Annotated in this window: 24 protein-coding genes; 10 read left to right on the top strand and 14 right to left on the bottom strand. The window is 68.8% G+C overall.

The window, feature by feature from the left end; all coding sequences use genetic code 11:
- Positions 1-20 precede the first annotated feature (20 nt).
- Positions 21-1007 (top strand): SMP-30/gluconolactonase/LRE family protein, encoded by a 987-nt coding sequence (locus EV644_RS29925; protein ID WP_241998987.1) that lies wholly within the window; start codon positions 21-23, stop codon positions 1005-1007.
- A gap of 74 nt (positions 1008-1081) precedes the next feature.
- Here the strand turns inward: EV644_RS29925 and EV644_RS29920 are convergent, their stop codons facing one another.
- On the bottom strand, positions 1082-1879 hold the full coding sequence (locus EV644_RS29920; RefSeq protein ID WP_132192311.1) for a dioxygenase family protein: 798 nt from the start codon (positions 1877-1879) through the stop codon (positions 1082-1084).
- Between the two features lie 109 nt (positions 1880-1988).
- Between EV644_RS29920 and EV644_RS29915 the strand changes: the two genes are divergently transcribed.
- Positions 1989-2849 (top strand): LLM class flavin-dependent oxidoreductase, encoded by an 861-nt coding sequence (locus EV644_RS29915; RefSeq protein WP_132192310.1) that lies wholly within the window; start codon positions 1989-1991, stop codon positions 2847-2849.
- On the opposite strand, the gene EV644_RS29910 is transcribed toward EV644_RS29915, so the two are convergent.
- Positions 2827-3324 (bottom strand): DUF6328 family protein, encoded by a 498-nt coding sequence (locus EV644_RS29910; protein ID WP_132192309.1) that lies wholly within the window; start codon positions 3322-3324, stop codon positions 2827-2829. The two genes, EV644_RS29915 and EV644_RS29910, sit on opposite strands and share 23 nt — an antisense overlap.
- 174 nt (positions 3325-3498) lie before the next feature.
- Positions 3499-3702: a cold-shock protein gene (locus EV644_RS29905; protein WP_012921273.1), complete on the bottom strand. Its 204-nt coding sequence runs from the start codon at positions 3700-3702 to the stop codon at positions 3499-3501.
- A gap of 482 nt (positions 3703-4184) precedes the next feature.
- Here EV644_RS29905 and EV644_RS29900 point away from each other — a divergent pair, with 482 nt between their 5' ends.
- Positions 4185-4481 (top strand): protealysin inhibitor emfourin, encoded by a 297-nt coding sequence (locus EV644_RS29900; RefSeq protein ID WP_241995982.1) that lies wholly within the window; start codon positions 4185-4187, stop codon positions 4479-4481.
- 15 nt (positions 4482-4496) lie between these two features.
- On the opposite strand, the gene EV644_RS29895 is transcribed toward EV644_RS29900, so the two are convergent.
- Positions 4497-5294 (bottom strand): fructosamine kinase family protein, encoded by a 798-nt coding sequence (locus tag EV644_RS29895; protein ID WP_369410552.1) that lies wholly within the window; start codon positions 5292-5294, stop codon positions 4497-4499.
- Between the two features lie 350 nt (positions 5295-5644).
- Here EV644_RS29895 and EV644_RS29890 point away from each other — a divergent pair, with 350 nt between their 5' ends.
- Both EV644_RS29890 and EV644_RS29885 read left to right on the top strand, forming a co-directional pair.
- Positions 5645-6064: a VOC family protein gene (locus tag EV644_RS29890; protein ID WP_132192307.1), complete on the top strand. Its 420-nt coding sequence runs from the start codon at positions 5645-5647 to the stop codon at positions 6062-6064.
- A 169-nt stretch (positions 6065-6233) separates the two neighbouring features.
- Positions 6234-7052, top strand: coding sequence for an alpha/beta fold hydrolase (locus tag EV644_RS29885; RefSeq protein WP_199240059.1), 819 nt, complete (start codon positions 6234-6236; stop codon positions 7050-7052).
- Here the strand turns inward: EV644_RS29885 and hrpA are convergent.
- From hrpA to EV644_RS29855, 7 genes are all read right to left on the bottom strand, one after another.
- Entirely contained in the window at positions 7039-10962 is a 3924-nt protein-coding gene (gene hrpA, locus EV644_RS29880) for an ATP-dependent RNA helicase HrpA (protein ID WP_132192305.1), read from the bottom strand. The genes EV644_RS29885 and hrpA overlap by 14 nt on opposite strands.
- A gap of 195 nt (positions 10963-11157) precedes the next feature.
- Positions 11158-12021 (bottom strand): TIGR03619 family F420-dependent LLM class oxidoreductase, encoded by an 864-nt coding sequence (locus EV644_RS29875; protein ID WP_132192304.1) that lies wholly within the window; start codon positions 12019-12021, stop codon positions 11158-11160.
- An 87-nt stretch (positions 12022-12108) separates the two neighbouring features.
- On the bottom strand, positions 12109-12531 hold the full coding sequence (locus EV644_RS29870; RefSeq protein WP_199240058.1) for a universal stress protein: 423 nt from the start codon (positions 12529-12531) through the stop codon (positions 12109-12111).
- Entirely contained in the window at positions 12531-12680 is a 150-nt protein-coding gene (locus EV644_RS44760; protein ID WP_158292962.1) for a hypothetical protein, read from the bottom strand. The genes EV644_RS29870 and EV644_RS44760 overlap by 1 nt, the downstream gene beginning before the upstream one ends.
- A gap of 14 nt (positions 12681-12694) precedes the next feature.
- Positions 12695-14335, bottom strand: a complete 1641-nt coding sequence (locus EV644_RS29865) for an AMP-binding protein (RefSeq protein ID WP_241998985.1) — start codon at positions 14333-14335, stop codon at positions 12695-12697.
- Positions 14336-14383: 48 nt separating this feature from the next.
- The gene (locus EV644_RS29860; RefSeq protein ID WP_132192303.1) at positions 14384-15268 is read right to left on the bottom strand and encodes an SDR family NAD(P)-dependent oxidoreductase; all 885 of its coding nucleotides are present in this window, start codon (positions 15266-15268) and stop codon (positions 14384-14386) included.
- A 40-nt stretch (positions 15269-15308) separates the two neighbouring features.
- Entirely contained in the window at positions 15309-16106 is a 798-nt protein-coding gene (locus tag EV644_RS29855) for an alpha/beta fold hydrolase (RefSeq protein WP_132192302.1), read from the bottom strand.
- Between the two features lie 88 nt (positions 16107-16194).
- On the opposite strand from EV644_RS29855, the gene EV644_RS29850 reads away from it, so the two are divergent.
- Positions 16195-17322 (top strand): M24 family metallopeptidase, encoded by a 1128-nt coding sequence (locus EV644_RS29850; RefSeq protein WP_132192301.1) that lies wholly within the window; start codon positions 16195-16197, stop codon positions 17320-17322.
- A 28-nt stretch (positions 17323-17350) separates the two neighbouring features.
- On the opposite strand, the gene EV644_RS29845 is transcribed toward EV644_RS29850, so the two are convergent.
- Entirely contained in the window at positions 17351-18334 is a 984-nt protein-coding gene (locus EV644_RS29845; RefSeq protein WP_132192300.1) for a GlxA family transcriptional regulator, read from the bottom strand.
- A gap of 70 nt (positions 18335-18404) precedes the next feature.
- On the opposite strand from EV644_RS29845, the gene EV644_RS29840 reads away from it, so the two are divergent.
- The 3 genes from EV644_RS29840 (at position 18405) to EV644_RS29830 (ending at position 22723) form a co-directional block, all read left to right on the top strand.
- Positions 18405-19679, top strand: coding sequence for an MFS transporter (locus tag EV644_RS29840; protein WP_369410551.1), 1275 nt, complete (start codon positions 18405-18407; stop codon positions 19677-19679).
- 375 nt (positions 19680-20054) lie between these two features.
- The gene (gene soxR, locus EV644_RS29835; RefSeq protein WP_132192298.1) at positions 20055-20570 is read left to right on the top strand and encodes a redox-sensitive transcriptional activator SoxR; all 516 of its coding nucleotides are present in this window, start codon (positions 20055-20057) and stop codon (positions 20568-20570) included.
- A 35-nt stretch (positions 20571-20605) separates the two neighbouring features.
- Positions 20606-22723, top strand: a complete 2118-nt coding sequence (locus tag EV644_RS29830) for a RecQ family ATP-dependent DNA helicase (RefSeq protein WP_132192297.1) — start codon at positions 20606-20608, stop codon at positions 22721-22723.
- 79 nt (positions 22724-22802) lie between these two features.
- Here EV644_RS29830 and EV644_RS29825 read toward each other — a convergent pair whose 3' ends face one another.
- Together EV644_RS29825 and EV644_RS29820 are read right to left on the bottom strand one after the other, a co-directional pair.
- Positions 22803-23639, bottom strand: a complete 837-nt coding sequence (locus EV644_RS29825; RefSeq protein ID WP_132192296.1) for a helix-turn-helix transcriptional regulator — start codon at positions 23637-23639, stop codon at positions 22803-22805.
- Positions 23640-23666: 27 nt separating this feature from the next.
- Positions 23667-24491, bottom strand: coding sequence for an ArsR/SmtB family transcription factor (locus EV644_RS29820; RefSeq protein ID WP_241998983.1), 825 nt, complete (start codon positions 24489-24491; stop codon positions 23667-23669).
- Between the two features lie 226 nt (positions 24492-24717).
- Here EV644_RS29820 and EV644_RS29815 point away from each other — a divergent pair, with 226 nt between their 5' ends.
- Positions 24718-26220: an SDR family oxidoreductase gene (locus EV644_RS29815; RefSeq protein ID WP_132192295.1), complete on the top strand. Its 1503-nt coding sequence runs from the start codon at positions 24718-24720 to the stop codon at positions 26218-26220.
- Positions 26221-26231: the final 11 nt, after the last annotated feature.

The following is a 26231-nucleotide window of genomic DNA, read 5'->3' as shown; positions in this document are numbered from 1 at the left end:
TCAGCCGTTACTGTCGGGTCATGAGCCCGAAGTCGAGCATCGCTCCTGTTCGCTGGACGCCTCCGGCGGCTCCCGCGGCCCGCCAGCCGCAGCCAATCGAGGTACGGACCGTCGCGTTGCCGGGCGCCGGACCCGAGGACGCGTTGATCGACGAGGACGGCAGCGTGCTGACCGGCCTGCTGGACGGCCGGATCCTCCGGGTCAGCGCCGACGGCAGCGCGATCAGCGTGCTGGCCGACACCGGCGGCCGCCCGCTCGGCCTGGAGTGGCTCCCGGACGGCAGGGTGCTGATCTGCGACGCGAACCGCGGGCTGCTGACGCTCGACAAGGACGGGCGGATCACCACGCTGCTCGCGGAGATCGACGGCCGGCCTATGAAGTTCTGCAACAACGCGGACATCCTGCCCGACGGCACGATCTACTTCACCGACTCGTCCACCCGGTTCGGCATCGGCGAGTGGATGGCGGACCTGCTCGAGCACTCCAGCACCGGCAGCCTCTACCGGCTCACCCCGGACGGCGAGCTCACCCGGCTGACGACCAACCGCCCGTTCCCCAACGGGGTGGCGCTGAGCGCTGACCAGAACACCTTGTTCTTCGCCGAGACCGCGAGCTACGGCCTGTTCAAGCTCGACCTGACCACCGAGGACGCCGAGCCCGAACTGGTCACGATGATCCCCGGACTGCCGGACAACATCGCGCGCGGCTCGGACGGCCTGATCTGGGTGGCGGTCGGCTCACCGCGCAACGCCCTGCTGGACTTCCTGCTGCCCAAACCGCCGGTACTGCGCAAGGTGGTCTGGGGTCTGCCCGAGTCCCTGAAGCCGAAGGCGGCCGACATCATCGAGATCCAGGCGTACGACGACGACGGGAACCTGGTGCACGATCTGCGGGGCAAGCACCCGGACTTCCGGATGCCCACCGGAGTACGGGAGCGCGACGGGAAGGTGTGGCTGAGCAGCATCGGCACCACCCACCTGGCGACCTTCGACACCCCGACCCGCTAGCGTCGCCCAACCCGCTAGCGTCCGAAGAAGCCGAGGCATAGCCCTCGGGTCTTCGGACGCAAGGCCAGGAACGGTCAGCCGAGCTGCCAGGAGCGCTTGGACAAGCCGTACCAGAAGCCGTCCACCACGGTGTCGGCCGAGCCGAGCGAGTCCTCGGCGGCGCCGAGCGACACGAACAGCGGCGCGAAGTGCTCGGTCCGCGGGTGGGCGATCGAGGCGCCCGGTCCCTTGTGCAGGAAGTCGATCAGCGAGTCGACGTCCTGGGCGGCGAGTGCTCGCCTGGCCCAGTCGTCGAACTCGATCGACCAGCTCGGTGCGGCGCCGCCGGGCGAGCCGCCGAGGTTGACCGCGCTCAGGTTGTGCGTGGTGAACCCGCTGCCCACGATCAGCACGCCCTGGTCGCGGAGCGGCGCCAGTTTGCGGCCGATGTCGAACAACTGCTTCGGGTCCAGCGTCGGCATCGATACCTGCAGGACGGGGATGTCCGCCTCGGGGTACATCTCCTTCAATGGCACGTACGCACCGTGGTCCAGCCCGCGGGTGGGGTCGTCGTACACGGGAGCCGCGGGGGAGTTCAGCAGTTTGCGGACCTGGTCCGCGAGTTCCGGCGCGCCCGGGGCGGCGTACTGGACCTGGTAGTAGCGCTCCGGGAAGCCCCAGAAGTCGTACAGCAGTGGCACGGTGTCGGTCGCGGCGAGGGTCAGCGGCGCGGCCTCCCAGTGCGCCGACACGATCAGGATCGCCTTCGGCTTGGTGATGCCGGCGGAGACAGCGGCGAGCTCTGCCGTCCACTGCCGGTCGTCGGCCAGCGGCGGCGCGCCGTGGCTCAGGTACAGCACCGGCGTCCGCCTGACTTGCAGGGTGTCGCTCATCGTCTCCGCCTCTCGGGTTCTTTCTCCCTCCAATGTAGTTGAACACTCAATTTATTCCTGCGGTTCCCGCGTCGGCGAGGTCCGCTGGCTACCCGTTACTGTGCGGATCATGCGATTCGGAATCACGATCCTGCCGGAGTACCGCTGGTCCGAGGCGGAGCCGAAGTGGCGACGGGCCGAGGAGCTCGGCTTCGATCACGCCTGGACCTACGACCACCTCACCTGGCACGGCCTGCAGGACTCCCCGTGGTACGGCACCACGCAGACGCTTACCGCGGCGGCGCTGGTGACCTCGACGGTCAAGCTCGGCACGTTCGTCACCTCGCCGAACTTCCGGCACCCGCTGACGCTGACCCGCGAGGTCCTTGCGCTGGACGACATCTCGCAGGGCCGGTTCCTCTGCGGGATCGGCTCCGGCGGCGGCATCGACCAGACCATCCTCGGCGGCGACGAGCTGACGGCACGGCAGAAGGTCGACCGGCTCGAGGAGTTCGTCGGGCTGCTCGACACGTTGCTCACCACGGACGGCGTCGACCACTTGGGCGAGTACTTCGAGACCCGGAACGCGCGCACGCTGCCCGGGTGCGTCCAGCAGCCGCGAGTGCCCTTCATCATGGCGGCGAACGGCCCGCGCTCCCTCCGCCTGGCCACCAGGTACGGCGCCGGCTGGGTGACCACCGGGCTGAAGTCGGCCGACTTCGAGACCTGGTTCTCCTCGGTGCGCGACCTCAGCCACCGGCTGGACGACGTACTGGAGGAGGGGCGGCCGTTCGACCGGTACCTCGCGCTGGACTCGGCACGTTACTCCCTGAGCAGCGTCGACGCCTTCGAGGATGTCGTCGGCCGGGCGGCGGACCTCGGCTTCACCGACGTCATCACCCACTGGCCCCGCGCCGAAGGCGTCTACGCCGGCAGTGAGGACACCCTCGAGCAGATCGCGACCGAGGTCATTCCTCGGTTGCGCGGCTAGACCGCCTGATCCACAGGGGGATGACGTACCAGAAGGTGACGAACCAGACGAGCACGATCGCGACGACCACGAACGCGGCCGTGCGGGACAGCACGACGTCGAGGGCAAGCAGGACGCCGCTGCTGATCGCGAGGATGAGGAAGAACAGGCCGCCGGCCGCCATCCGGCCGGCGATCGGGATCATCTTGTCGCGCATCTTCTTCTGGAACAGGATCCGGTGGAACGACACCGGGGCCAGGAACAGCCCGACCGCGAGCGCGCTGGTGATCAGGGTGCCGGCGTAGACGTCGTGGGTGAACGCGTCGGCGTCCTGGAAGCGGTCCGTGAAGGGGATGGCGAGCAGGAACGCGAACAGGATCTGGGTGCCGGTCTGGGCCAGCCGCAGCTCCTGCAGCAGCTCGTTCCACTGCCGGTCTAGTCGCTCGCCGGTGTCCTCCTGCTCGCGCAGGTAGTGGGCGTGGGGGTCGTCGCTCATCGGTCTCCTCAACGGTTGCCAGGACGGTACCCACAAGCAGCCGGCAACTACGCCTGACGGGCAACGACTCGTACCGGAGTACGACGGTGCTCGTGAGGGTAAATGAAAGGGCCGCCCACCGGTCGGTGAGCGGCCCTCTCGTTATTCAGTTCTTAGAAGGTCCTGATCCTGAGATCAGATCGGGCGGATGTTCTCCGCCTGCAGGCCCTTCTGGCCCTGGGTGATCTCGAACTCGACGCGCTGGTTCTCGTCCAGCGAGCGGAAGCCCGAGGTCTGGATGGCCGAGTAGTGCGCGAACACGTCCGCGCCACCGTCATCCGGGGTGATGAAGCCGAAGCCCTTGTCAGCGTTGAACCACTTGACAGTACCGACAGCCATTGTTGTCTATCTCCTTGATGGCTTGTAACAAGACGCGATCCACACCTCATGAACCGCGTGTCGCCGAAAGGCCCCAGACGACGAAACCGGCCGTACAGCACAGCGAAAGTCAGTGGGAGTCCAAAACTGCAACGCGATAACTGTAGCCGATCTCGAGCCTCGTGTGGGGGGTGACCGCGAACACGTGTCGCGGAAAGTCGCAGCCCGCCACGCTCCGTGGCTTTCCGGTCGCCCAGATGACTGGTTCCCGCCGGGCTGGCCCGGCCTGGCCCATGGACAACGAAACCCCCGCCGACCTGCAGATTCGCGCTCAGGCAGGGCTGTGGTGGCGGTTCCGGACCCCGACAAGGGTGGACAACGGGCCCTGTACGCCGGGTAATGGCCGCAAGTCCGATGTGAATTCGCCCGGCGTGTCGTACGGCGCTGGACAACCGCCGCGGCGCGGGCAAAGGTTTGGTACGACGCGGACGGAAGGCCCGGGATTGATCCTCAGAGTGGTACGCAGCGGTGGTTTCGCCGGCCTGATGGCCCGGGGCGAGCTCGACACGTCGGCTGATCCGGACGCGGAGCGGCTCGAACGGGTCGCCCGCGGCCTGGACCAGGCCCGGCTGGGTTCCGGGCGCCCGCAGCCCGACAGGTACGTCTACCAGCTCCAGGTACGCGACAGCGACGACGCGGAGCCGACGGAGCTGACTCTGGCCGAGCAGGACCTCGACCAGGAGACCGCCTGGCTCCTGGATCGAGTGCTGCAGTCCCAGGAGCCAGGAGGCGGAGCCTAGCCAGCGCCAGTTGGTCTAGCGCCAGTACTTCCGCGCGATCGCGAGGGCCCGGGGCACGTACGACGAGCCGAACATCACCACATGCGTCAGCAGCGGATGGAGCCGGTGCAGACCGACCCGATCACGCCACCCGTCCGTCAGCGGGTGCGCCTCGTTGTAGGCGCGCAGTACTCGCTCCAACTGGGGCATGCCGAACAGCCCGAGCATGGCCAAGTCAGTCTCGCGGTGGCCGCCGTGAGCCGCCGGATCGATCAGTTGCACTCCGTCGGCGGTCCAGAAGACGTTGCCGGACCACAGGTCACCGTGGATCCGGCACGGCTGCTCCGCCGGGTCGTCATACGCACCGTCGGTCAACTTGCGGCATAAGCGCTCGAAGACGGCCAGCTGGTGGTCGTCGATCGTGCCCTGGTCGTAGGCCATTCGTAGGTACGGCCGGACCCGCAGAGACGCGTAGAACTCACCCCACGCTTTCGTGGGCTCCAAGCTGTGCGGCAACTCGATCGTGCCGATGTAACCGTCGGTCTCCCACTCATCAGGCGGTACGCCGAAGTGGCGCGCGCCGGTGTCGTGCAGGACTGCCAGCCGCCGGCCGAACTCGTCAGCGGCAGCGCCCGTCGGCGGCACCGGATGGAGTCGTGGGGTCACCAGGCGGCCGGGGGACACCTGCAGCGGCTGCACCACCGGGACGCCGCCGGGGACGTCCAGCCAGCGCAGACCGGCGGCCTCGACCTCGAAGAACCCGGGCGGAGCGTCGTGCCTCTCCTTCACGAAGGCGTCGGTCATGGCGGCACTCTGCCACGAAGCCCTCGTCATCGAGCGATGTCGGTACTGCCCGGTGCTACGTCGAGGGTCCTGTTCTGCCCGGCGACGGCGAACGCGCTGAAAGCCACGCCGATCGCCGTGAGCAGGGCGATGGCCACAGGCTGGTACTGGCCCAGGGCGAAGAGGCTGAGCAGTGCGCAGGTGGCAAGCCCGAGTGTGGGTTACTCCTCGAGGTGTGAACGCCTGGGTGCTCGTCAGCCGGAGACGACTGACTCCTCAACAAGGCGTGTCGAAAGATGCGGACTGTCGGTGCGACCTGTCATCGTTGGCGGTCGGTCGGGCCTGCCAACCAGAGTGGGCGCGGCTCAGTAGATCATCCTGACAAGGAAGCTGGAGGACAGATGACGCAGGTGGCAGAGCAGCCGGGCAGCATTGCCGGGCGGCTCGGCTCGGTGGTGCTGGATTGCCCGGACCCGCTCGAGCTCGCCCGGTTCTACTCGGCGCTCTTCGGCCTGGAGGTCGACCAGCACGGTGACGACGACTGGCGGAGCCTCACCGGCCCCGGGTCGACGCTCGGCTTCCGTCGCTCGGAGGACTATGTCCCGGCCACCTGGCCCGGGGCGGCCGGCTCGTCTGGTGCAGATGGTCAGCAACTTCACCTCGACCTCATCGTCGACGACCTGTCCAGCGGACACGCGACGGTCGTCGCCCTCGGGGCCGAGCCCCTCGACCCGGTGGACGCCCCGCCCGCCGAGAACGAGCGCGGCTGGCGCGTGTACGCCGACCCGGCCGGCCACCCCTTCAGGATCTGCCTGGAGTGAATCCGCACGCATCACCCGGCGAACGGGAAGCCGCGACCTTCGACGTCCCGGGGTCGCGGCTGCTAGCTGTTCACGCCGGCAGCGGTACGTGGTCAGCTACCTCTGACGGATGGTCGGATGCCCCCTGGAACTGATATCCAAGGGGCATCCGACCGCAGGGGAGAGCGTCGTGACCAACGCACCGCAGACCGGGTACGCGCCGGTGAACGGCCTGCAGATGTACTACGAGATCCATGGCGAGGGCGGTACACCGCTGTTGCTGCTGCACGGCGGGCTGTTCGACATCGACCAGCAATTCGGGGAGCTGCTGCCGAGTCTGGCCGAAAACCGCCAGGTCATCGCTACCGACTTCCAGGGGCACGGGCGCACCAATGATGTCGACCGCCCGCTGGGGACCGCCGACCTGGCCTCGGACGTCATCGGCCTGCTGCGGCACCTGGACGTGCCGAAGGTCGACGTCTTCGGCTTCAGCGTGGGTGGCGCGGTGGCACTGCACCTCACGATCCGCAACCCCGAGCTGATCCGCAAGGCGATCATCTCCTCGGTGTCGTTCCACCCCGACGGCGAGCGGCCGGAGAACGCCGCGATCGGTGAGATGAAGGTCGAGATGATCGCCGGTACGCCGATGGAAGCGGCGTACCTGGCCAAGTCGCCTCACCCGGATCTCGAGCACCTGCAGGTGCTGCTCGACAAGCTCGGCGGCTACGACCGCGGTACGGCCGGCTGGTCCGACGAGGACATCCGCGGGATCGCCGCGCCGACGCTGATCACCGTCGGCGACAACGACGCCGTGAAGCTTGAGCACGCGGTGAAGTTCGCGCAGCTGCGGGGCAGCGACGTCAACGGCGACTTCGTGGGCGTGCCCGCGTCGCAGCTCGCGGTGTTCCCGGGCACGACCCACTTCTTCGGACTCGCCCGCACCGACCTGGTCCGCGACGTCGTGCTGGCCTACCTCGACGCCCCGATGCCGGAGGCTACGCAGTCGTGAGTGCCTTGCGGATGCGCTTGTCCGAGACCGGGTACGGCGTGCCGAGGGTCTGAGCGAACAGGCTGATCCGGAGCTCCTCGAGCATCCAGCGGACCTCGAGCAGCTCCGGACTCGGGTACTTGCCGGTCGGTACCGCGCGCAGCCGCTTCTGGTACTCGTCGGTCAGCGTCTGGACGATCGCCATCCCGGACCGGTCCCGCATCGCGTTGGCGCCGATCTTGTCCAGCCGCTGCTCGATCCCGCGCAGATAACGCACCAGATCGGGCAATCGCTTCGCTCCGGCCTCGGTGATGAAGCCGCGGTGCACAAGCCCTTCCAGCTGACCCCGTACGTCGGACAGCGCCGCGAGCAGGGCCGGACTGGACGACCTGGAGATCTGCTTGTCCACCGTGCGCGCGTGCGCCAGGACCTGCTCGACCTGCTGCAGGATCGTCAGCACGGTGTCGGCGAGATTCGACCGGACGGCATCGCGGAGACCGGCGAAACCGGTGAGGTTCCAGACCGGACCACCCGCTCCCGCCATCAGCTGGTCGACCGCCGCGGAGATCGCGTCGTCCAGCAGATCGCCGACATTGCGGTGCGGCCCGGCCAGCAGCGTCACCTTCTGCTGGTTGGTCAGGCTGCGCTGCACTACGTCGATGACAGACGGCATGGTCAGGAGCAGCAGCCGGCGGGTGCCGTTCCACATCGCCGCTGCCTGGTCCCGCTCGGTCTCCTGCAGCCGGATCGCCACGGTCTTGCCCTCGTCGACCAGCGCCGGGTACCCCGCGACGGTCAGACCGTTGCGGTGCTCGGAGAAGCTGCGCGGCAGGTCGCCGAAGGTCCAGTCGGTCAGCCCGGAGCGCTCCAGGCCGCTGACCGCCTTCGACGCGACCTGGGAGATGGCCGCCTTCGTCCTCGGCTTCAGCCGCTCCTTCAGCGCCGCGAGATCCTTGCCCTCGGCCACGGTCTTCCGCTGGTCGTCGACCACCCGGAACGTCATCCGCAGGTGTTCGGGCACCCGCGTCCAGTCCCAGTCCTCCGGCTCGATCACGACATCCCGCAGCGAGCGGAACTCTCGAGCCAGCGCATCGGTCAATGGACCCGAGGCCGGATCGAGCAGCGGCAGCACCTGCCGGGCGTTGTCGGGCGCCGGCACGATGTTGCGCCGGATCGCCTTCGGTAACGACTTGATCAGGGTGGTGACGAGCTCCTCGCGGAAGCCGGGCACACTCCACTCGAACCCGTCGGCGGTGACCTGGTTCAGCACCAGCAGCGGGAGGTGCACGGTGACGCCGTCCGCGTCGGTGCCGGGCTCGAAGGCGTACGTCAGGTCGAACGTCATCCCGTTCTGCGTCCAGGTGAGCGGGAACTCCTCCTCCTTGACCTCCGCACCCTCGCGGACCACCAGGGACCGCTCGAAGTCGAGCAGATCCGGATCGCGCTGCCGGGCCTTCTTCCACCAGGTGTCGAAGTGCCGCCCGGTGACGACGTCGGACCCGATCCGCTCGTCGTAGAAGGCGAACAGGGTCTCGTCGTCGACCAGCAGATCACGGCGCCGGGTGCGTTCCTCCAACTCCTCGACCTCCTCGATCAGCTTGCGGTTCTCGTGGAAGAACTTGTGGTGGGTGTCCCAGTCGCCTTCGACCAGCGCGTGCCGGATGAACAGCTCGCGGGACACCTCCTGGTCCACCTTGCCGTAGTTGACCTTGCGCCGGGCAACGATCGGTACGCCGTACAGGGTGACCTTCTCGTAGGCCATCACGGCGCCGGCCTTGCGTTCCCAGTGCGGCTCGGAGTAGCTGCGTTTGATCAGGTGCTGGGCGATGTCCTCGGCCCACTCGGGCTCGATCTTCGCGTTCACCCGGGCCCAGAGGCGGGACGTCTCCACCAGTTCGGCGGCCATCACGAACTGCGGCGGCTTCTTGAACAGCCCGGAGCCCGGGAAGATCGCGAACTTGGTGCCGCGCGCGCCGAGGTACTGGTGCTGGTTCGCCGGGTCCTTCATGCCGAGGTGCGAGAGCAGACCCGCCATCAGCGAGACGTGCACGCTCTGCGGGTCCGCGGCCTCGCCCGAGTTGAGGGTGACGCCGATCTGGCTCGCGACCTGGCGCAGCTGGGCGAAGATGTCCTGCCACTCGCGGACGCGCAGGTAGTTCAGGTACTCGCTGCGGCACATCCGGCGGAACTGGTTGCCGGACAGCTCCTTCTGCTGCTTCTTGAGGTAGTTCCACAGGTTCAGGAAGCCGAGGAAGTCCGAGTTGGGATCGCGGAACCGCGCGTGTGCCTGGGTGGCCTGCGCCTCCGCGTCGGTCGGACGCTCGCGGGGATCCTGGATCGAGAGCGCGGAGGCGATCACCATCACCTCGCGGACACAGCCGTGCTTGTCCGCCTCGACGATCATCCGGGCCAGCCGCGGGTCGAGCGGGATCTGGGCGAGCTGCCGCCCGGTCGGGGTGAGGCGGCGCGTGCGGTCCGCCGCCTTGGCCGAGTCGATCGCGCCGAGCTCGGTCAGCAACTGCAGGCCGTCGGTGATGCTGCGCTTGTCCGGCTCGTCGATGAACGGGAACGCGGCGATGTCGCCGAGACCGATCGACGTCATCTGCAGGATGACCGAGGCGAGGTTGGTCCGCAGGATCTCCGGATCGGTGTACTCCGGCCGGCCCTCGAAGTGCTCCTCGGAGTACAGCCGGACGCAGATGCCGTCGCTGGTCCGGCCGCAGCGGCCCTTGCGCTGGTTCGCGCTGGCTTGCGAGACCGGCTCGATCGGCAGGTGCTGGACCTTCGTGCGGTGCGAGTACCTGCTGATCCGGGCGGTGCCGGGGTCGATCACGTACTTGATGCCGGGCACGGTCAACGACGTCTCGGCGACGTTCGTGGCCAGGACGATCCTTCTCGACGCGCCGTGCGACTGGAAGACCCGATGCTGCTCCGCGTTGGACAACCGCGCGTACAGCGGCAGGATCTCGGTGTTGCGCAGGTTGTGGTCGGCGAGCGCGTCGGCCGTGTCGCGGATCTCCCGCTCACCGCTGAGGAACACCAGTACGTCGCCGGCCGCCTCGTGCGCGAGCTCGTCCACGGCATCGAGGATCGCCTGGGTCTGGTCGCGGTCGAGGGTGCTCGGGTCGTCCGGGTCGTTGATCGGCCGGTAGCGGACCTCGACGGGGTACGTGCGGCCGGACACCTCGACGATCGGGGCGGGCTCGCCCTTGCTGTCCGCGAAGTGCTCGGCGAAGCGCTCCGGGTCGATCGTCGCCGAAGTGATGATCACCTTCAGGTCCGGGCGGCGGGGGAGCAGTTGCCTGAGGTAGCCGAGGATGAAGTCGATGTTCAGGCTGCGCTCGTGCGCCTCGTCGATGATGAGCGTGTCGTACCGGCTCAGGTCGCGGTCCCGCTGCAGCTCGGCGAGCAGGATGCCGTCCGTCATCAGCTTCACCAGAGATCGCTCACTCACCTTGTCGGTGAAGCGAACCGCGTACCCGATCGCGTCGCCCAGCTCGGTGTGGAGCTCCTCGGCGATCCGCTCGGCCACCGTCCGCGCCGCGAGCCGCCGGGGCTGGGTGTGCCCGATCATGCCGAGTACGCCGCGGCCGAGCTCGAGGCAGATCTTCGGGATCTGGGTGGTCTTGCCGGACCCGGTCTCACCGGCGATCACGACGACCTGGTGGTCGCGGATCGCGGCGGCGATGTCGTCCTTGAGCTGGCTGACCGGCAGCTCTTCCGGATACGTGATCTCGGGAACGGACAGCCTGCGCCGCTCGACCCGCTGCTCGGCCTGCTCGATCCGCGCGGTGAGGTCAGAGAGCGCTCCCTGCCGTTTCCCGTCCTCCCGCAACCCCCGCAATCGCTCCAACCGCCGCCCCAACTGCTCCCGATCGGCAGCAGTCAACCCCTCCAGCCGCGCCGCTAGCTGAGCCACACCAGCGGCCACCGGGGCGTCCGTAGTACCGGTCGGTGCGTTGGGCTGAGTACCTGCGGGTCTCTTTGGGCGCCGGCGGCGGGGTCGGCGCGGCCGCCCGGGATCCTGTGCGGAACCGGTGGCTGGGGCAGGACTGGTCGATTCGGTCCGGGCATCAGGCATGTCACCAGCCAGTTTAGGCGCCCCGCCCCAGCCGCTCACCCGGATTTACCAGACACGCTCCGCGAGCTTCGTGAAGGCGGCCAGCTGGTCCGGGATCGGGGTGTCGATGATGTTGAGGTCCCAGTCGACTCGGGTAATGCCTTCGGCGGCTGCTCGCTGAAGGTCGTCGAGGATGGAGTCCTGGGTGAAGGCCGGTGGACCTTCGAGCATCGGGTGGGGTTTCATCGGGCCGGCGCGGAGGATGATGTCGCCGGTGCCGCCCGCGTCGCGGTACCAGTTGATGCTCTCGCGGCAGGAATCCCAGTCGCGGAACGCCAGGGTCAGCCCGTCGGTGATCCGGGCGGCCCGCTCGATCGCCGGCCGTGTCACCCCACCGCCGTACAGGGAGAGCGGGGAGAGCGGTTTCGGCCCGATCTTGGCCGGCGGGATCGTGAAGTGCTCCCCACTGAACTCCACCGGATCCGGCCCCCAGCAGGCGCGCAGTACCGCGACCGCCTCCTCGTATGCCGCCGCCCGGCCCCGCTCCGGTACTCCGGTCGCGACGAACTCCTCTGGCAGCCAGCCGAGCGCGATGCCGAGGTCCATCCGCCCACGGGAGAAGTGGTCGATCGTTGCGACCCGGCGGGCGAGCACGATCGGCTGCTGGAACAACGGCACCAGTACCGCCGTGTGCAGCCGGACCCGCTCAGTCGCCGCCGCGACCCACGTCAGCGTCTCGAGCGCGTCGTACGCCGGGTCCTCCGGCAGACCGGCGTAGTTCACCCAGTCCGGTGCCGCTGGCAACAGCAACCGCTCGAACACGGCCACCGCATGGAACCCGAGCCGATCGGCGGCCGAGGCCACCTCCACGATCGCCTGCGGAGTCGCCTGCGCCCCCCAAGATCGGTAACCCGACCCCGACCTGCGGATAACTCATACCGTCGTCCTCTCATCGCGCCGCCCACGACAGGGCGGCTCCTACCTCGTAGTACGGAGCGGCCCGGACGTTCTTGACACTCAGTCGCGGGGCGAGGGCACCTTCACGGCCAGGACCGGGACGGGGGACTCGAGGAGGACGCGCTGGGCGGTGCTGCCGAGGATGAGCTTGCCGACCGGGCTGCGGCGCCGCAGTCCGAGCACGATCAGCTTCACGTCTTTCGCCTCGGCGGCCTTCAGTAGTTCGTGCGCGACGTCGCCGCTGCTGACCGCCTGCTGGATCGTCACCTCGACCCCGAGCTCCCGCAGGCGTGCCTGGGCGGCGTCGAGCTCGGCCTGGTTCGCGTAGCGGGTGTCGATGTAGGAGTCGCCGCGGCTCGTGTTGAGCAGTAGCACGGAGGCTCCGCGAAGCTTGGCCTCGGCGGCGGCCGCATCCAGCGCGGCCTCGCCCTCGGCCGTCGGCACGTACCCGACCAGGATCTTCACTCGGCCCTCTCCCGTCATCAGTCGTCCGCCCCGAATGCGAGCCGGTCCCCGCTCGCCTCGATGCGGGCGACGATACGCGGCAGGCACGGGACGAACAGCGCCAACGCGGTCAGCACGATGACGATCAGGCTGAGCAGAACCCCGGCGTCCAGCAGCGGTCGGGGCACCTTCAGCACCTGAGTCAGCTCTCGTTGAGCTTGTTCCGGAGGACCTTGCCTGTCGCGTTGCGGGGGAGGTCGTCCACCAGGACGATCTTGCGCGGGGTCTTGTAGCGGGCCAGGTTGGCGCGGACGTGGGCGATGAGGTCGTCCTCCGTGACGGGACCGCTCGGTACGACGTACGCGACCAGTCGCTGGCCGAATTCCTCATCGGGGACGCCGACCACCGCCGCGTCGACGACGGCCGGGTGGCTCATCAGGCAGTCCTCGACCTCGACCGGGTACACGTTCTCGCCGCCCGACACGATCATGTCGTCCTCGCGGCCGTCCACGAACAAGCGGCCGGACGCGTCGAGGTGCCCGAGGTCACCGGTGCTCATCCGGCCGTCGACGACGGTCTTGCTGCTGCCGTCGGAGTAGCCGCCGAAGACCAGGCCGCCGCCGGCGAAGATGTGCCCGGTCTCGCCGACGGGCACCGGTCGGTCGTCGGCGTCGAGGATCCGCACCGAACTCCCGAGGCAAGGTCGCCCGACGGTGCCCGGCGCCGCGAGCAGGTCCGCGGAGGTGGCGATCGTGGCGATCCCGATCTCGCTCGACCCGTACGCGTCGCAGAGCACCGGCCCGAACTGCGCGATGAACCGCTCCGCCAGCGCCGGTCCCAACGCGGAGGCGCCGGAGATGACCGCCCGCAGCGATCTCAGGTCGTGCCCGGCGATCGCCGCCGGTCCGAGGTCGAGCATCCGCTGCAGCATCACCGGTACTGCGACGATCGAGCCGACGCGGTTCCGGTCGATCGCGGCGAGAACCTCCGCAGCGTCGTACCGGCGGGACAGCACGAGCGGCGAGCCGAGGAAGAGCGCGAGCATCGAGTTGAGCAGGCCGAGTCCGTGGAAGAGCGGCGGGCAGATCACCATCGGTTCACCGGAGCGCAGGCCGATCCGGTTGAGCGCGCTGACCGTCAGTCCGGCGAGAGCCAGCGCGGTCGGCGTGCGTGGCGCGGCCTTCGGAGCGCCGGTCGTGCCGGAGGTCAGGATCGTGATGTGCCCAGGTTTGTCCGGCTTGGGTGGGTCGACAGCGCCGGCGTCTGGCCGGGCAAGGTCCTCCAGGCTCGCGGCCTCGCTCGGGCCGTCGACCCAGGCCAGCAGGGTGGGCAGGTCGTCGGGCAGAGCCTCGGTGAACTCCGCGTCGTGGATGAGCAGATCCGGCCGATGCTGCTCGAGCAGCGCCTTCAACTGCGGCGGCGCGAACTCCGTGTTCACGAACAACAGATCCGCCCCGAGCCGCGATGCCGCCAGGGTGGCCTCCAGGAACCACCGATGGTTCCGGCACAGCACCGCAACCTTGCTCCCAGCAACAATCCCGTACTGCGCGTGCAGCGCGGCGGCCTGTCGCGAACAGCGCTGGTCCAACTCGCGGTAGGTGATCGTGCCCCGCTCGTCGATCACCGCCGGCTGTTCCGGGTACCGGATCGCGGCGATTACTCCGAGCGCCGCCATCGACTGACCCCATTGCCGCAGCGCCCGCTCGATCGGCACCAGCTGCGAGGGCCGAGCCGACCGCCACACCCCTGACCTCAGCAGCGCAACCGACACCCCACCGACCTCGGCCGCGCCCTTGACCAGCCACCCGGGCGGCCGGATAGGCGCGATCGGTCGCGGCCTCATCGCACCCATCATCGAGCGCTCCTCATCGGGCACCCCAGATCCGCCCGGTCACGGTTGCTCCTTCCGAGGGCGGTCGGTCCGTCGGTAGTACTGCTCGAAGAGGCGGTCCGTCGGCACCCTGAAGAGGTTGCCCAGGGCATCGGCAGGTCGGACGAACGGCGGGGTGATGTTGTGCGGCTTGTCGGCCACCGCCGCGCACACCTGATCAGCCGCCTGCTCCGGAGTCAGCCCGGGCATCTTGTTGAGCAGGGGAGTGGGCTCGCTCATCCGCGTGTGCACCAGCCCCATGTAGATCGTGGAGGTCGTCACCCCGTCGTCGCGAACCTCCTGAGCCACGCACCGCAGCCACACGTCGAACGCGCTCTTCGACGCCAGATAGGCAGACCACCGTGCCATCGGGGGAGTACGCACACCGGCTGTGGACACGTTGACGATGTGCCCCTGCCGACGTTCGCGCATGGAGGGCAACAGTTCCAGCACGAGCTTGGCGGGACCGAGGTAGTTGACCGAGTTCGTCCGCTCGATGTCGTGGAACCGCTGGTACGAATCCGCGACCGACCGTCTGATCGACTTCCCGGCGTTGCTCACCAGGACGTCGACCTGACCATGCTCAGCCAGCACCTTCGCGACCAACTCCTCGATCGCCGTCGGCTCAGCCAGATTCGCCGGATAGGTGAACGCCTTGCCGCCGTCCGCCCGGATCTCCTCGGCGACCATCTCGAGTTGATCGGCCGTCCGCGCCACCAGCAGGACGGTCGCCCCGGCCCGCGCCAACCGCTTGGCCGTCGCCTCGCCGATCCCGTACGACGAACCGGTGACCAGGACGACCTTGCCCTGCACGGCAGCCGCGAGCCGATCGTCGGGAATCCGCGTCCGCCCGTTGGTCAACGCCACCAGCACAGACCACCCGAGCGGACGCTTCCCAGTCACCATGGTCCCGACATTACCGGCTGGTAGCCATTCTGGGCAGCCCTCAGCCGGCCTCCCTCGCCACCCGGCCGAGCCACTCGCGCACGAGTGCCGCAAGCAGTCCGGGTTGCTCGATCTGGAGATTGTGGCCGGCCATGTCCAGTACGGCGTACGTGGCGCGCGGGTAGTGGTGGAGCAGCGGGTACAGGTCCTCGTACCCGGTGACGGAGTCCTGTCGTCCGCACAGGATCAGCGAGGGCCGCTCGTACCGCGGTCCGCTCTCCGGCGCGATCGTGAGGGCCCAGTTCTTCCGGATCCGCTCCATCGCCTCGGTGTCGGCGGCGTCGAGACCTGGCACCACGTCGTCTTGATAGTGCCGGTACGTCTCGGCGGTCTGGACGACGGTGATCTCGGTGAAGTCGCCGACCTGCTGCTCGGTCAGCCCGTCGAGCACGCCCGGATCCGACTGCAGGACGACGTGGTCCGGTACGGTCCGGTCGGCGTTCTCCAGTTCGATCCCGATCGAGCAGATCAGCCCGAGCCCGAGGATCTGCTCGGGCCGTTTCGCGATCAGGCCGCGCGAGAGGTAGCCGCCGTACGACTCGCCGATCAGCACGAACGGCTCGGCGCCGATCTCGGCGTCGATGAACTCCTCGACGGCGGCCTGGATGCCGTCCGAGCTGTCGATCGATCCGGCCGGGCTCTGCCCCATCCCGGGCAGGTCGGGGTAGAGCCTTCGGTACCCCGGGAGGTCCGCGAAGATCGGCTCGAGACAGCCGGTCATCAGCCGGTGGTCGGGAGACCAGCCATGCAGCGCGAGCACCGGGATGCCCTCGCCGTGCGAGACGTGGTGGAGCGTCATGTCGTGCCCTTTCGCTGTGCCGATCTTGCCCGACGAGTTCTAACAAATGGCTCGGACAGTTTCCGTCGGCGGGAACTAGGCTCGCCTCATGTCACGTCGATCCCTGCATCATCCCGCGCCCGATTCCGCCGTACTGCGAGCCCGGCTGGACCGCGCTCGCGAAGCCGCCAAAGGCACCGGCCTGCTGATCGCGCCGGGCTCGGACCTGCGCTATCTGCTCGGCCAGGCCGGCGGCTCCTTCGAACGGCTGACCACCCTCGTCATCCCGGCCGACGGCGCGCCCGCGCTCGTAGTACCGAAGCTCGAAGCGCCCGGGTATGCCGATGTGCCGATGGATGAGCTCGGCGTCGACGTGATCACCTGGGTCGACGGCGACGACCCGTACGCCGCTGCCGCCCAGCGACTCGGTGGATCCGACCGGGTCGCGGTGAGCGACTTCACCCCGGCCTTGCATGTGCTCGCGCTCCGCGAAGCCCTCCCGACGGCGGAGCAGGTGCTGGCCGGGCCGATCGTGCGCGAACTGCGGATGCGGAAGGACGCGGCCGAGGTCGATGCTCTGCGCAAGGCGGGCGCGGCGATTGACCGAGTGCACGCGCGCGTCGCGGCCCTACTGCGGGCGGGCCGGACGGAGGCCGAAGTCGGTGCGGACATCGCCGCGGCCATCGTCGAGGAAGGCCACGCCGAGGCCGACTTCGTCATCGTCGCCAGCGGTCCCAACGGAGCAAGCCCGCACCATGACGTGTCGGACCGCGTGATCGAGGGTGGCGACGTGGTCGTCGTCGACATCGGTGGACCGCTGCCCGAGGGCTACAACTCCGACTCCACCCGGACCTACTCGGTCGGGGAACCGCGTGACGCCGACGTCGCGGCGACTTACGAGGTACTGCGGCTGGCGCAGCAGGCGGCGGTGGATGCGGTGCGGCCGGGGGTGTCCGCCGAGTCGATCGATGCGGCCGCGCGCGAGGTGATCGAGGCCGCCGGGTTCGGCGAGTTCTTTATCCACAGGACGGGTCACGGGATCGGCCTGGACGTGCACGAAGAGCCGTACATCATCAGTGGGAACGAGCTGATTCTCGAACCAGGCATGGCGTTCAGCGTCGAGCCGGGCATCTACCAGCCGGGCCGGTGGGGTGCGCGGATCGAGGACATCGTGGTGGTCACCGAGGGCGGCGTCGAGTCCGTCAACCAGCGTCCGCACGAGCTGGCGATCGTCTGAGGAACCTCGCGGGACCTGCCGCGCCGGATCAGCCGGCCCGGAAGGTCTTGCGGTAAGCGAGAGGAGAAACGCCGAGCTCCGAGCGAAGATGATGACGCAACGAGGCCGCGGTGCCGAGACCGGCCGCTTCGGCGACCCGGTCGACCGAGAGGTCTGTGGTCTCGAGCAGGTGGCACGCGTGCCGGACGCGCTGCTGCATGAGCCACGTGCCCGGCGACTGACCCGTCTCGGCCTTGAACCGTCGGCTGAACGTCCGGACGCTCATCTTCGCCTGCGCGGCCATCGCGGCGAGGCTGAGTTCCTCGTCCAGCCGCTCCAGTGCCCAGGCGCGGGTCGGCGCGGTGCCGTCGGTGCCCTCCTCCGGGACGACCCGCTCGATGAACTGTGACTGTCCACCGTCACGCCACGGCGGTACCACGCAGTGTCGCGCGGCCCGGTTGGCCACCTCGCTGCCGAAGTCGCGACGGATCAGGTGCAGGCAGAGATCCACACCTGCCGCGAGTCCGGCCGAGGTGATGATGTCCCCGTCGTCGATGAAGAGGAGGTCCTCGTTGAGCAGCACCTTCGGATAGAGCGCGCGGAACATGTCGGCGCGCTCCCAGTGCGTGGTCGCCGGACGCCCGTCGAGCAACCCGGCAGCGGCGAGCACGAACGCGCCAGTGCAGATCGATGCGATCCGCGTGCCGGGCCGGATCGTGGCGAGCGCCGCGGCCAGGTCGTCGGGCAAGGTGCCCTCGTGCCGCGGCTGCGGGATGTACGTGCCCGGGATGATCACGGTGTCCGCCTCGGCCAGCGCCTCAATGCCGTACTGCGGGATCAGGCTGTACCCCGCGCTGACGCGGACCGGGGCCACCTCCAGCCCGCAGACCTGGACGTCGTACAAAGGAGTGCCGTCGGAGCGGGTGGCTGTGCCGAAGACGGTCGACGGGATGGTCAGGTCGAAGCCGACGACCGGTTCGAGGGCCAGAACGGCGATCCGGTGCGGCCGGACAGGGCTCAGATGACGGGTCATGGCCATATCTTGACACATGGTGGCGTTCTGGCCACTGTTTCCGCGGCAGCGGAATCGGCAAACTCTTCTGGTGACTCAGATCCTGGAGAAGAAGACGGTCAGGCTGCACCGCGCCTGGCCCGTCGCGGCGGTCGGCTTCATCACCCTGATCGGGGCCGCCGGCTTCCGGTCCGTGCCTGGCGTCCTGCTCGATCCGCTGCACGACGAGTTCGGCTGGTCGCACGCGACGATCTCGGCGGCGGTGTCGATCAACCTGCTGCTGTACGGCCTGATCTCGCCGTTCGCGGCGGCCCTGATGGACCGGCTCGGCCTGCGCCAGGTAGTCAGCGGAGCACTCCTGCTGATCGCGCTCGGCAGCGGCCTGACGGTCTTCATGACCGAGTCCTGGCAACTCCTGATCTGCTGGGGACTGCTGGTCGGCATCGGTACGGGGTCGATGTCGATGACGTTCGTCGCGACCATCACCGGGCGCTGGTTCGTCGCCCGCCGCGGACTCGTCACCGGCATCCTCACTGCCGCTGGAGCGACTGGTCAGCTGATCTTCCTGCCGCTGATCGCGGCACTCGCCGGGGCGTACGGCTGGCGAGTGCCCGCGCTGGTGGCTGCCGGGTCCGCGCTCGTGGTGATCCCGTTGGTGCTGCTCTTCCTGCGCGACTACCCGAGCGACGTCGGCCTCACGGCGTACGGGGCTCCCGAGGGCAGCACGGCCGGGCAGCGGGTCGAGACGACCGGCAGTAGCGCGGTGCGCGCGGTCACAGCGTTGTGGAAGGCGATGCACCGGCCGGCGTTCTGGTTGCTGGCGGGTGGGTTCGCGATCTGTGGCGCGTCGACGAACGGCTTGATCGGAACCCACTTCGTCACGGCCGCCCATGACCACGGCATGCCCGCGACGACGGCCGCTTCGTTGCTTGCGCTGGTCGGTGTGTTCGACGTCGGCGGCACGATCGCGTCGGGCTGGCTGACCGACCGCTGGGATCCCCGCTACCTGCTGATCGCGTACTACTCGTTGCGTGGTCTGTCGCTGCTGGTGCTGCCGTCGCTGCTCGGGCCGTCCGCTCAGCCGAGCATCTGGGTGTTCATCATCTTCTACGGGCTGGACTGGGTCGCTACTGTTCCGCCGACCGTCGCGCTGTGCCGCGAGTGGTTCGGGGTGGATGGGCCGATCGTGTTCGGCTGGGTGTTCGCGTCACACCAGATCGGTGCGGCGTTCGCGGCGACCGGCGCCGGCGCGATCCGCGACGCGCAGGGCACGTACAACCTCGCCTGGTACCTGGCCGGCGGCTTGTGCGCCGCCGCAGCCCTGATGTCCGCCAGCGTCGGCCGCAAACTGGCCGTGGCCGCCTAGCCCGTACCCGGCCGATCGCCCGCAGTTGGCCCTGGAGGTCGTATGCCGCGGCCACCACCCCCCAACCAGCCACCCCCCCACCAGCCACCACCCCCCCACCAGCCACCACCCCCCCACCAGCCGCCACGCCCCACCAGCCGCAGCCCCACCCCGGGTGCCTCGTCGGCCGAGCAGCTGTGGTGGGTCCGAACACCATCTGGGGACCTCGAACAAGACCTGACATGTCCGAGGCCCCGAGTTGGTGTCCCACCCCCGACAACCACCGCCGCCGCTCGGCTGGGAACGGCTCCTGACGTTGCTTGTACGGCGGTCGCGGCGGGCGGGGGACCTTCGGCTAGCCTCGACATTAGTTGAGGTTTAGCGGAGGGGTGACCAGTGGATATCGAGCCGGGTGAACTGACGGTCGGGCAGCTCTCGGAGCGCAGCGGGGTGGCGATCTCCGCGCTGCACTTCTACGAGCGGCAGAACCTGATCATCAGCCGCCGTACGTCGGGCAACCAGCGCCGGTACAAGCGCGACACGCTCCGCCGGGTCGCCCTCATCCGGATCGCGCAGCGGGTCGGCATCCCGCTCGCCGAGGTGGCCGGGATCCTCGCGCTGCTGCCGGGGAACCGGACGCCGACACGGCAGGACTGGGAGCACATCTCCGAGCGCTGGCAGGCCGAGCTCGACCGGCGGATCGTCCAGCTGGAACAACTCCGCGACGACTTCAAGGACTGCGTCGGCTGCGGCTGCCTTTCCCTCGACCGCTGCGGCCTGGCCAACCCCTACGACGTCCTGGCCGGCAAGGGCCCCGGCCCCCAGCGCTTGATGGACGACTCGGGCAACCCCTGCCACCCGAGCGCCTGCGGCAGTCCGGCCGGGTTATCCACAGGTGCCGAGTGCGGTTGAGCGGAGTGGGGGTGCGGGCGTCTAGGGTCGTCGGCATGGGTGACATCAAGCTCTCGGAGGACCGGGCGACGACCGCGGCCGGAGTGATCCGCGCGATCGCCGGCGACGGCGCGCGTCTTCGCGACGACCAGGTGACCGCGGTAGCGGCCCTGTGCGAGCCGAACGCGAGAGTGCTGGTGGTCCAGGCGACTGGCTGGGGCAAGTCGGCGGTCTACTGGGCGGCGACCGCCATCCGCCGGTCCGAAGGCGCGGGACCGACCCTCGTGGTGTCACCTCTGCTCTCACTGATGCGCGACCAGGTGGCCGCCGCCGCCCGCGCCGTCCTGCGCGCCGCGACGCTGAACTCGTCCAACGTCGACGAATGGTCGAGCATCGAGAGCGCGCTCCGCTCAGGCGCCATCGACGTCCTGCTCGTCTCGCCGGAGCGGCTGGCCAATCCGGGCTTCGGCCGTCGCGTGCTGGACGGGCTCGCCGGGCAGATCGGCCTGCTCGTGATCGACGAGGCCCACGCCGTGTCGGACTGGGGTCACGACTTCCGGCCCGACTACCGCCGCGTGTCTGACGTACTGCAGAAGCTCAATCCGCAGACCCCGGTGCTCGCGACGACGGCGACCGCCAACGCGCGAGTGACCGAGGACGTCGCGCGGCAGCTGGGGGAGTCGACCCTGGTTCTGCGTGGACCACTGGCCCGGTCGAGTCTGCAGCTCGCTGTCGTGGACGCGTTGTCGCCGCTGGACCGCTTTGCCTGGGTCGTCGACCATCTGCCGAAGTTGCCGGGCTCCGGGATCGTCTACACCCTGACCGTCTCCGACGCGCAGCGACTGGCCGCTGCTATCCAGGAGGTGCACGGCCCGGCGGTACCCGTCGCGGCGTACACGGGTGGTCTCGAAGCGACCGAACGCGAGCGACTCGAGGACGCACTGCGCAACAACGAGTTGAAGGCGTTGGTCGCGACGTCGGCGTTGGGGATGGGCTACGACAAGCCTGACCTCGGCTTCGTCGTGCATGTCGGTTCGCCGCCTTCGCCGGTCTCGTACTACCAGCAGGTCGGTCGCGCCGGGCGTGGCATCGACCATGCCGTGGTGGCGTTGCTGCCGTCGGATGCCGACGCGGGAGTTTGGGACTACTTCGCGACCGCGACGATCCCGGTGCCTGAGCAGGTGAACCGGTTGCTCCAGGGCTTGGAGGCGTACGGCCCGGACCAACCCGCGACGGTGCCGTCGCTCGAAGCCGAGACCGGTCTGCGCCGAGGCCGGGTCGAGCTGATGCTGAAGCAGCTGGCCGTCGACGGTGCGGTCGAGCGGGTGGAGCGCGGCTGGGTGCGGACGCCGGTCGAGTGGACCTTCGACGCGGAGCACTACGACGGCATCGTGTCGGTACGGCGTCGCGAGGCCGACATCATGCGCGCCTACACCCGCGGCGAACGTTGCCTCATGCAACTGCTCCAGGAGTCCCTGGACGATCCCTCAGCCGAGCCTTGCGGACGCTGCTCGGTCTGCCTCGGCCTGCTGCCCGACCCGCTCAGCGCGAAGCCGGACCCGGAGACCGTGCAGGCGATCATCCGGTTGCTGCGCGGCGAGACCCACATCCTCGAGCCGCGCAAGATGTGGCCCGGTGGTGCGTTCGGCGCGAAGGGCAAGATCCCGCCCGGCCTGATGGCCGAGCCTGGCCGCACGATCGTGTACGCCGATGCGCCCGAGTGGCGCGAGGTGATTCGCTCGACCTTCAGCCCGGATCTCGAGGACCAGGCAGGCCTGGATGCGTTGAAGGCGGGCTGCGTGGCAGCTTTGTCGCGTTGGCGTGACGCGTGGTCGCGGCGCCCGGAGGTGGTGGTGACGCTGCCTGCGGCCGGCTACCGACGCTTGACCACCGAGATCGCGGATCACCTCGCCGAGATCGGCCGCCTGGAACGGGCCGAACTGACCGTCGACCCGAGCGCCTTCACCACCGACCTCTCCTCAGCCGAGGAAGCAAAGGTCTGGCGCGACGGCGTGACCATCGACGACCTGACAGCCCAGGCAATCACCGAGCGCTCGGTCCTCCTGGTCGTCGACGCCTCCTCCTCCCAATGGCCGATCACCGTAGCCACCGCCAAACTCCGCGAAGCCGGCGCCGGCGCAGTCCTCCCCCTCCTACTCCACCGCCGCCCCTGAACCACGCCCGCTGACGTGCCCTCCGCGGCAGCCCGTGCGGGGCGCCCGCTGGCGTGTGCGCTACCGGCCGCCAAGGTTTCTACTCGACCGGCGCGGCCAGTGGGCTTATGCGGCTTGCCAGGGCTGCAAGGGCTTGGGCGGTGGGGGTGTTGGGGGTGGCGTGGAAGATGACGAGGGTCAGGCCTTCGGTGCCCGTGATGTCCAGTTTTTCGGCGTTCAGGTCGAGGGGACCCACATCGGGATGGTTGAGGCGGTTGATGCCGCCTCGGCGGGTGGCGATGTCGTGGCGGTCCCAGAGTTCGCGGAAGCGCTCGCTATCGGCGGAGAGTTCGTCGACTAGCTCCAGGAGATCGGGGTCGTCGACGTTCGGGCCGGCGAGGGATCGGAGACCGGCCACTCCGTCGGCGGTCAACTGCTCCCACTCGCGGCGGAACTCCCGCTGGTCCGGGTCCAGAAAGACCGCCCGCAAGGGATTGCTGCCCGGTGCGTAGACCGGCGACAAGGCGACCGCGAGGGCGTTCGAGGCGAGGATGTTCCACAGACGGTCCTGCACATAGGCGGCCTCCGTCGTCCAGCTGTTCATCAGTCGCAGGAGGCTGGCCGGGATCTCGTCGGCCTTCCTCGCCATTCCCTGACCGCTGGCCGGCTGGGCGAGCTGATGAAGATGCGCTGTGGCGTCCGCGGACAGGCCAAGCACCCTGGCCAGGGAATCGAGCACCTGCGCGGACGGATGCTGGTCGCGCCCCTGCTCGAGACGCATGTAGTAGTCGCTGCTGATCCCAGCGAGGAGCGCCAGTTCTTCGCGCCGCAGCCCGTGCACCCGCCGCCGCCCACCCGACGGCAACCCGACATCCTCTGGCTGAACGAGCTCCCGCCGAGCCCGCAGATACTCGCCCAGCCGATTCCCACTAGCCACCCGTTCAACCTAACCGACCACCCCGCGCTAGGGCGTGGCCGCGGGGGTGGGGTTGAGGGCGGGGGCGGTTTCGGTGAAGGACTTGAGGTCGGACAGGAGGCGGGTCCAGCCGTCGGTGATCATCGCGCGGATCTCGCTGCCCGGTTCGAAGCCGGTGTGGATGACGGTGAGCCGAACCTGGTCGTCGTCCGGTTCGAGGTCGAAGCTGACCCGTGAGAGCGGCTCGCTGCTCGTCTTGGCCAGGAGTTCGTCGCTCATCTCGACGGCTGCGGCGAACTCCGGGGTGATGGTGTGCCAGGTGAAGGCGAGCCGGCGGTACGGGTCGTGCTCGAGGACCTTCTGGCCCGGGCCGGCCATGGTGACATCGCCCAGCTTCCACGCCATCGGGGAGCCGACCTTCCAGTCGGTCTCGTGCTGGACACCCCAGTACTGCTGGGTGAACTCGGGGTCGGTGAGGGCCTGCCAGAGGCGCTCCGGGGTGGTCTTGATGTAGGTCGTGTAGACGAAGTCGTTGTCGCTCACGGTTTCCTGCTCCAATGCTGTCTTCAGGTCGGCGAACAGATGCGCGCGCCGGCGGTCGTACTGGTTGATCCACCGGTCGGCGATGGCGTTGATCGGCTCGGCGTTCAGGTAGTGCAACTTCTCCCGGCCGTGCCAGACGACGGTCACCAGATTGGCGCCCTCGAGGACGGCCAGATGCTTGCTGACCGACTGCCGGGTGATGTCCAGGTCCGCGCAGAGCTCCGTCAGCGTCTGCCCGTTCCGCTGGTTCAAGCGGTCCAGCAGGAGCCGCCGGCTGGGATCACCCAGCGCCCGGAACACCTCGTCATCCATCGCACTCCACTCATTCATGCAACCCTGTGGCTGCATGAACACCATAGGCAGCCGCGAGGTTGCATGTCAATGCCGAGTGCCAGTGCGAGGTGCGAGGCAGCGAGGCGGTGAGGCGGGAGGGCAGCAGGTGGAAGAGCAGCAAGTGGGGGTGAGGGCAGGAGGTGGGAGGGCAGGAGGTGGGCTTGCATAGGTTCCCGGCGTGTTCTGAGTCGGTTTTCCACGAGCGGGGTACTGGAGCCGGTCTATGGACAACAAACTGGTTCTGGTCACGGGTGTTACCGGGTACATCGGTGGGCGGCTGGTGCCTGAGCTCTTGAAGTCCGGCTACCGAGTGCGGGCGATGGCGAGGAACCCCCGGCGGCTGCAGGACCGCGACTGGTACGACGACGTCGAGGTGGTCGAGGCCGATGCAGGCGACCGGCATCAGCTGGACGCAGCCCTCGAAGGCGTGGACGTCGCCTACTACCTGATCCACGCTCTCGGCACCGGCAAGCGGTTCGAGTCACGCGACCGGCATACTGCGCTGACGTTCGGCGCGGCCGCGCGAGACGCCGGCGTGGGCCGGATCGTCTACCTCGGCGGGCTCTACCCCGCGGACGAGGAGTTGTCGCCGCACCTGGATTCCCGCCGCGAGGTCGGCGAGATCCTGCTCGCCTCCGGAGTGCCGACGACCGTACTGCGTGCCGCGGTCATCCTGGGCTCGGGTTCGGCCTCGTTCGAGATGCTCCGCCACCTCACCGATCGCCTCCCGGTGATGGTGACTCCGCGGTGGCTCGGCACCCGCATCCAGCCGATCGCCGTACGGGATGTCCTGCACTATCTGGTGGGCAGCGCGTCGATGCCGCCCGAGGTCAACCGCGGTTTCGACATCGGCGGGCCGGACGTGATGACGTATCGCGACATGATGCAGCGGTACGCCGCGGCCGCGAACCTCAAGCCCCGCCGGATCGTCACCCTGCCGCTGCTGACCCCGTCGCTGTCCAGCCACTGGGTCGGTCTGGTGACGCCGGTGCCGAGCAGCATCGCCCGCCCATTGGTGGACAGCCTGATCCACGAAGTGGTCTGCAAGGAACACGACATCGCCCAGTACGTCGCTGATCCGCAGCCCGGGTTGACCGGCTTCGACCGAGCAGTCGAGCTGGCGCTCAAACGCGTGCAGGACCTGGACGTCACCACGACCTGGGCCTCCGCCGCGACGCCGGGAGCACCGAGCGACCCGTTCCCGAGCGACCCGGACTGGTCCGGCGGCTCGCTGTATGTCGACGAACGGGAGAGCATTGTCTCCACGACTCCCGAGCGACTCTGGTCGGTGATCGAAGGGATCGGTGGCGGCAACGGCTGGTACTCGTGGCGTCTGGGTTGGTGGGCCAGGGGAGTGCTCGACCGGGTCTTCGGCGGTCCCGGACTGCGCCGCGGCCGGCGGAATCCGAACGACCTGTCGGTCGGTGATCCGCTGGACTGGTGGCGGGTCGAGGAGATCGAGGATCTCAAGCTGCTCCGCCTGCGCGCCGAGCTGCGCCTGCCCGGTCTGGCCTGGCTGGAGCTCATCGTCGACCAGGACGACGAGAAGCGCACGATCTTCCGGCAGAGAGCGCTCTTCCATCCGCACGGCCTGCCCGGGCAGCTCTACTGGTGGGCGATCAAGCCGTTCCACGGCGTCGTCTTCGGCGGCATGCAGCACAACATCGCCGCGGCCGCCCAGCGCGACGCCCCGCCGCTCTGGAAGCCGTCGCGCAAATCGCCTTGACGAGCACCTGA

The sequence above is a fragment of the Kribbella orskensis genome (assembly GCF_004342085.1).
In the GTDB taxonomy this organism is placed as follows: domain Bacteria; phylum Actinomycetota; class Actinomycetes; order Propionibacteriales; family Kribbellaceae; genus Kribbella; species Kribbella orskensis.
This window is presented reverse-complemented; position numbering and strand designations above follow the sequence as displayed.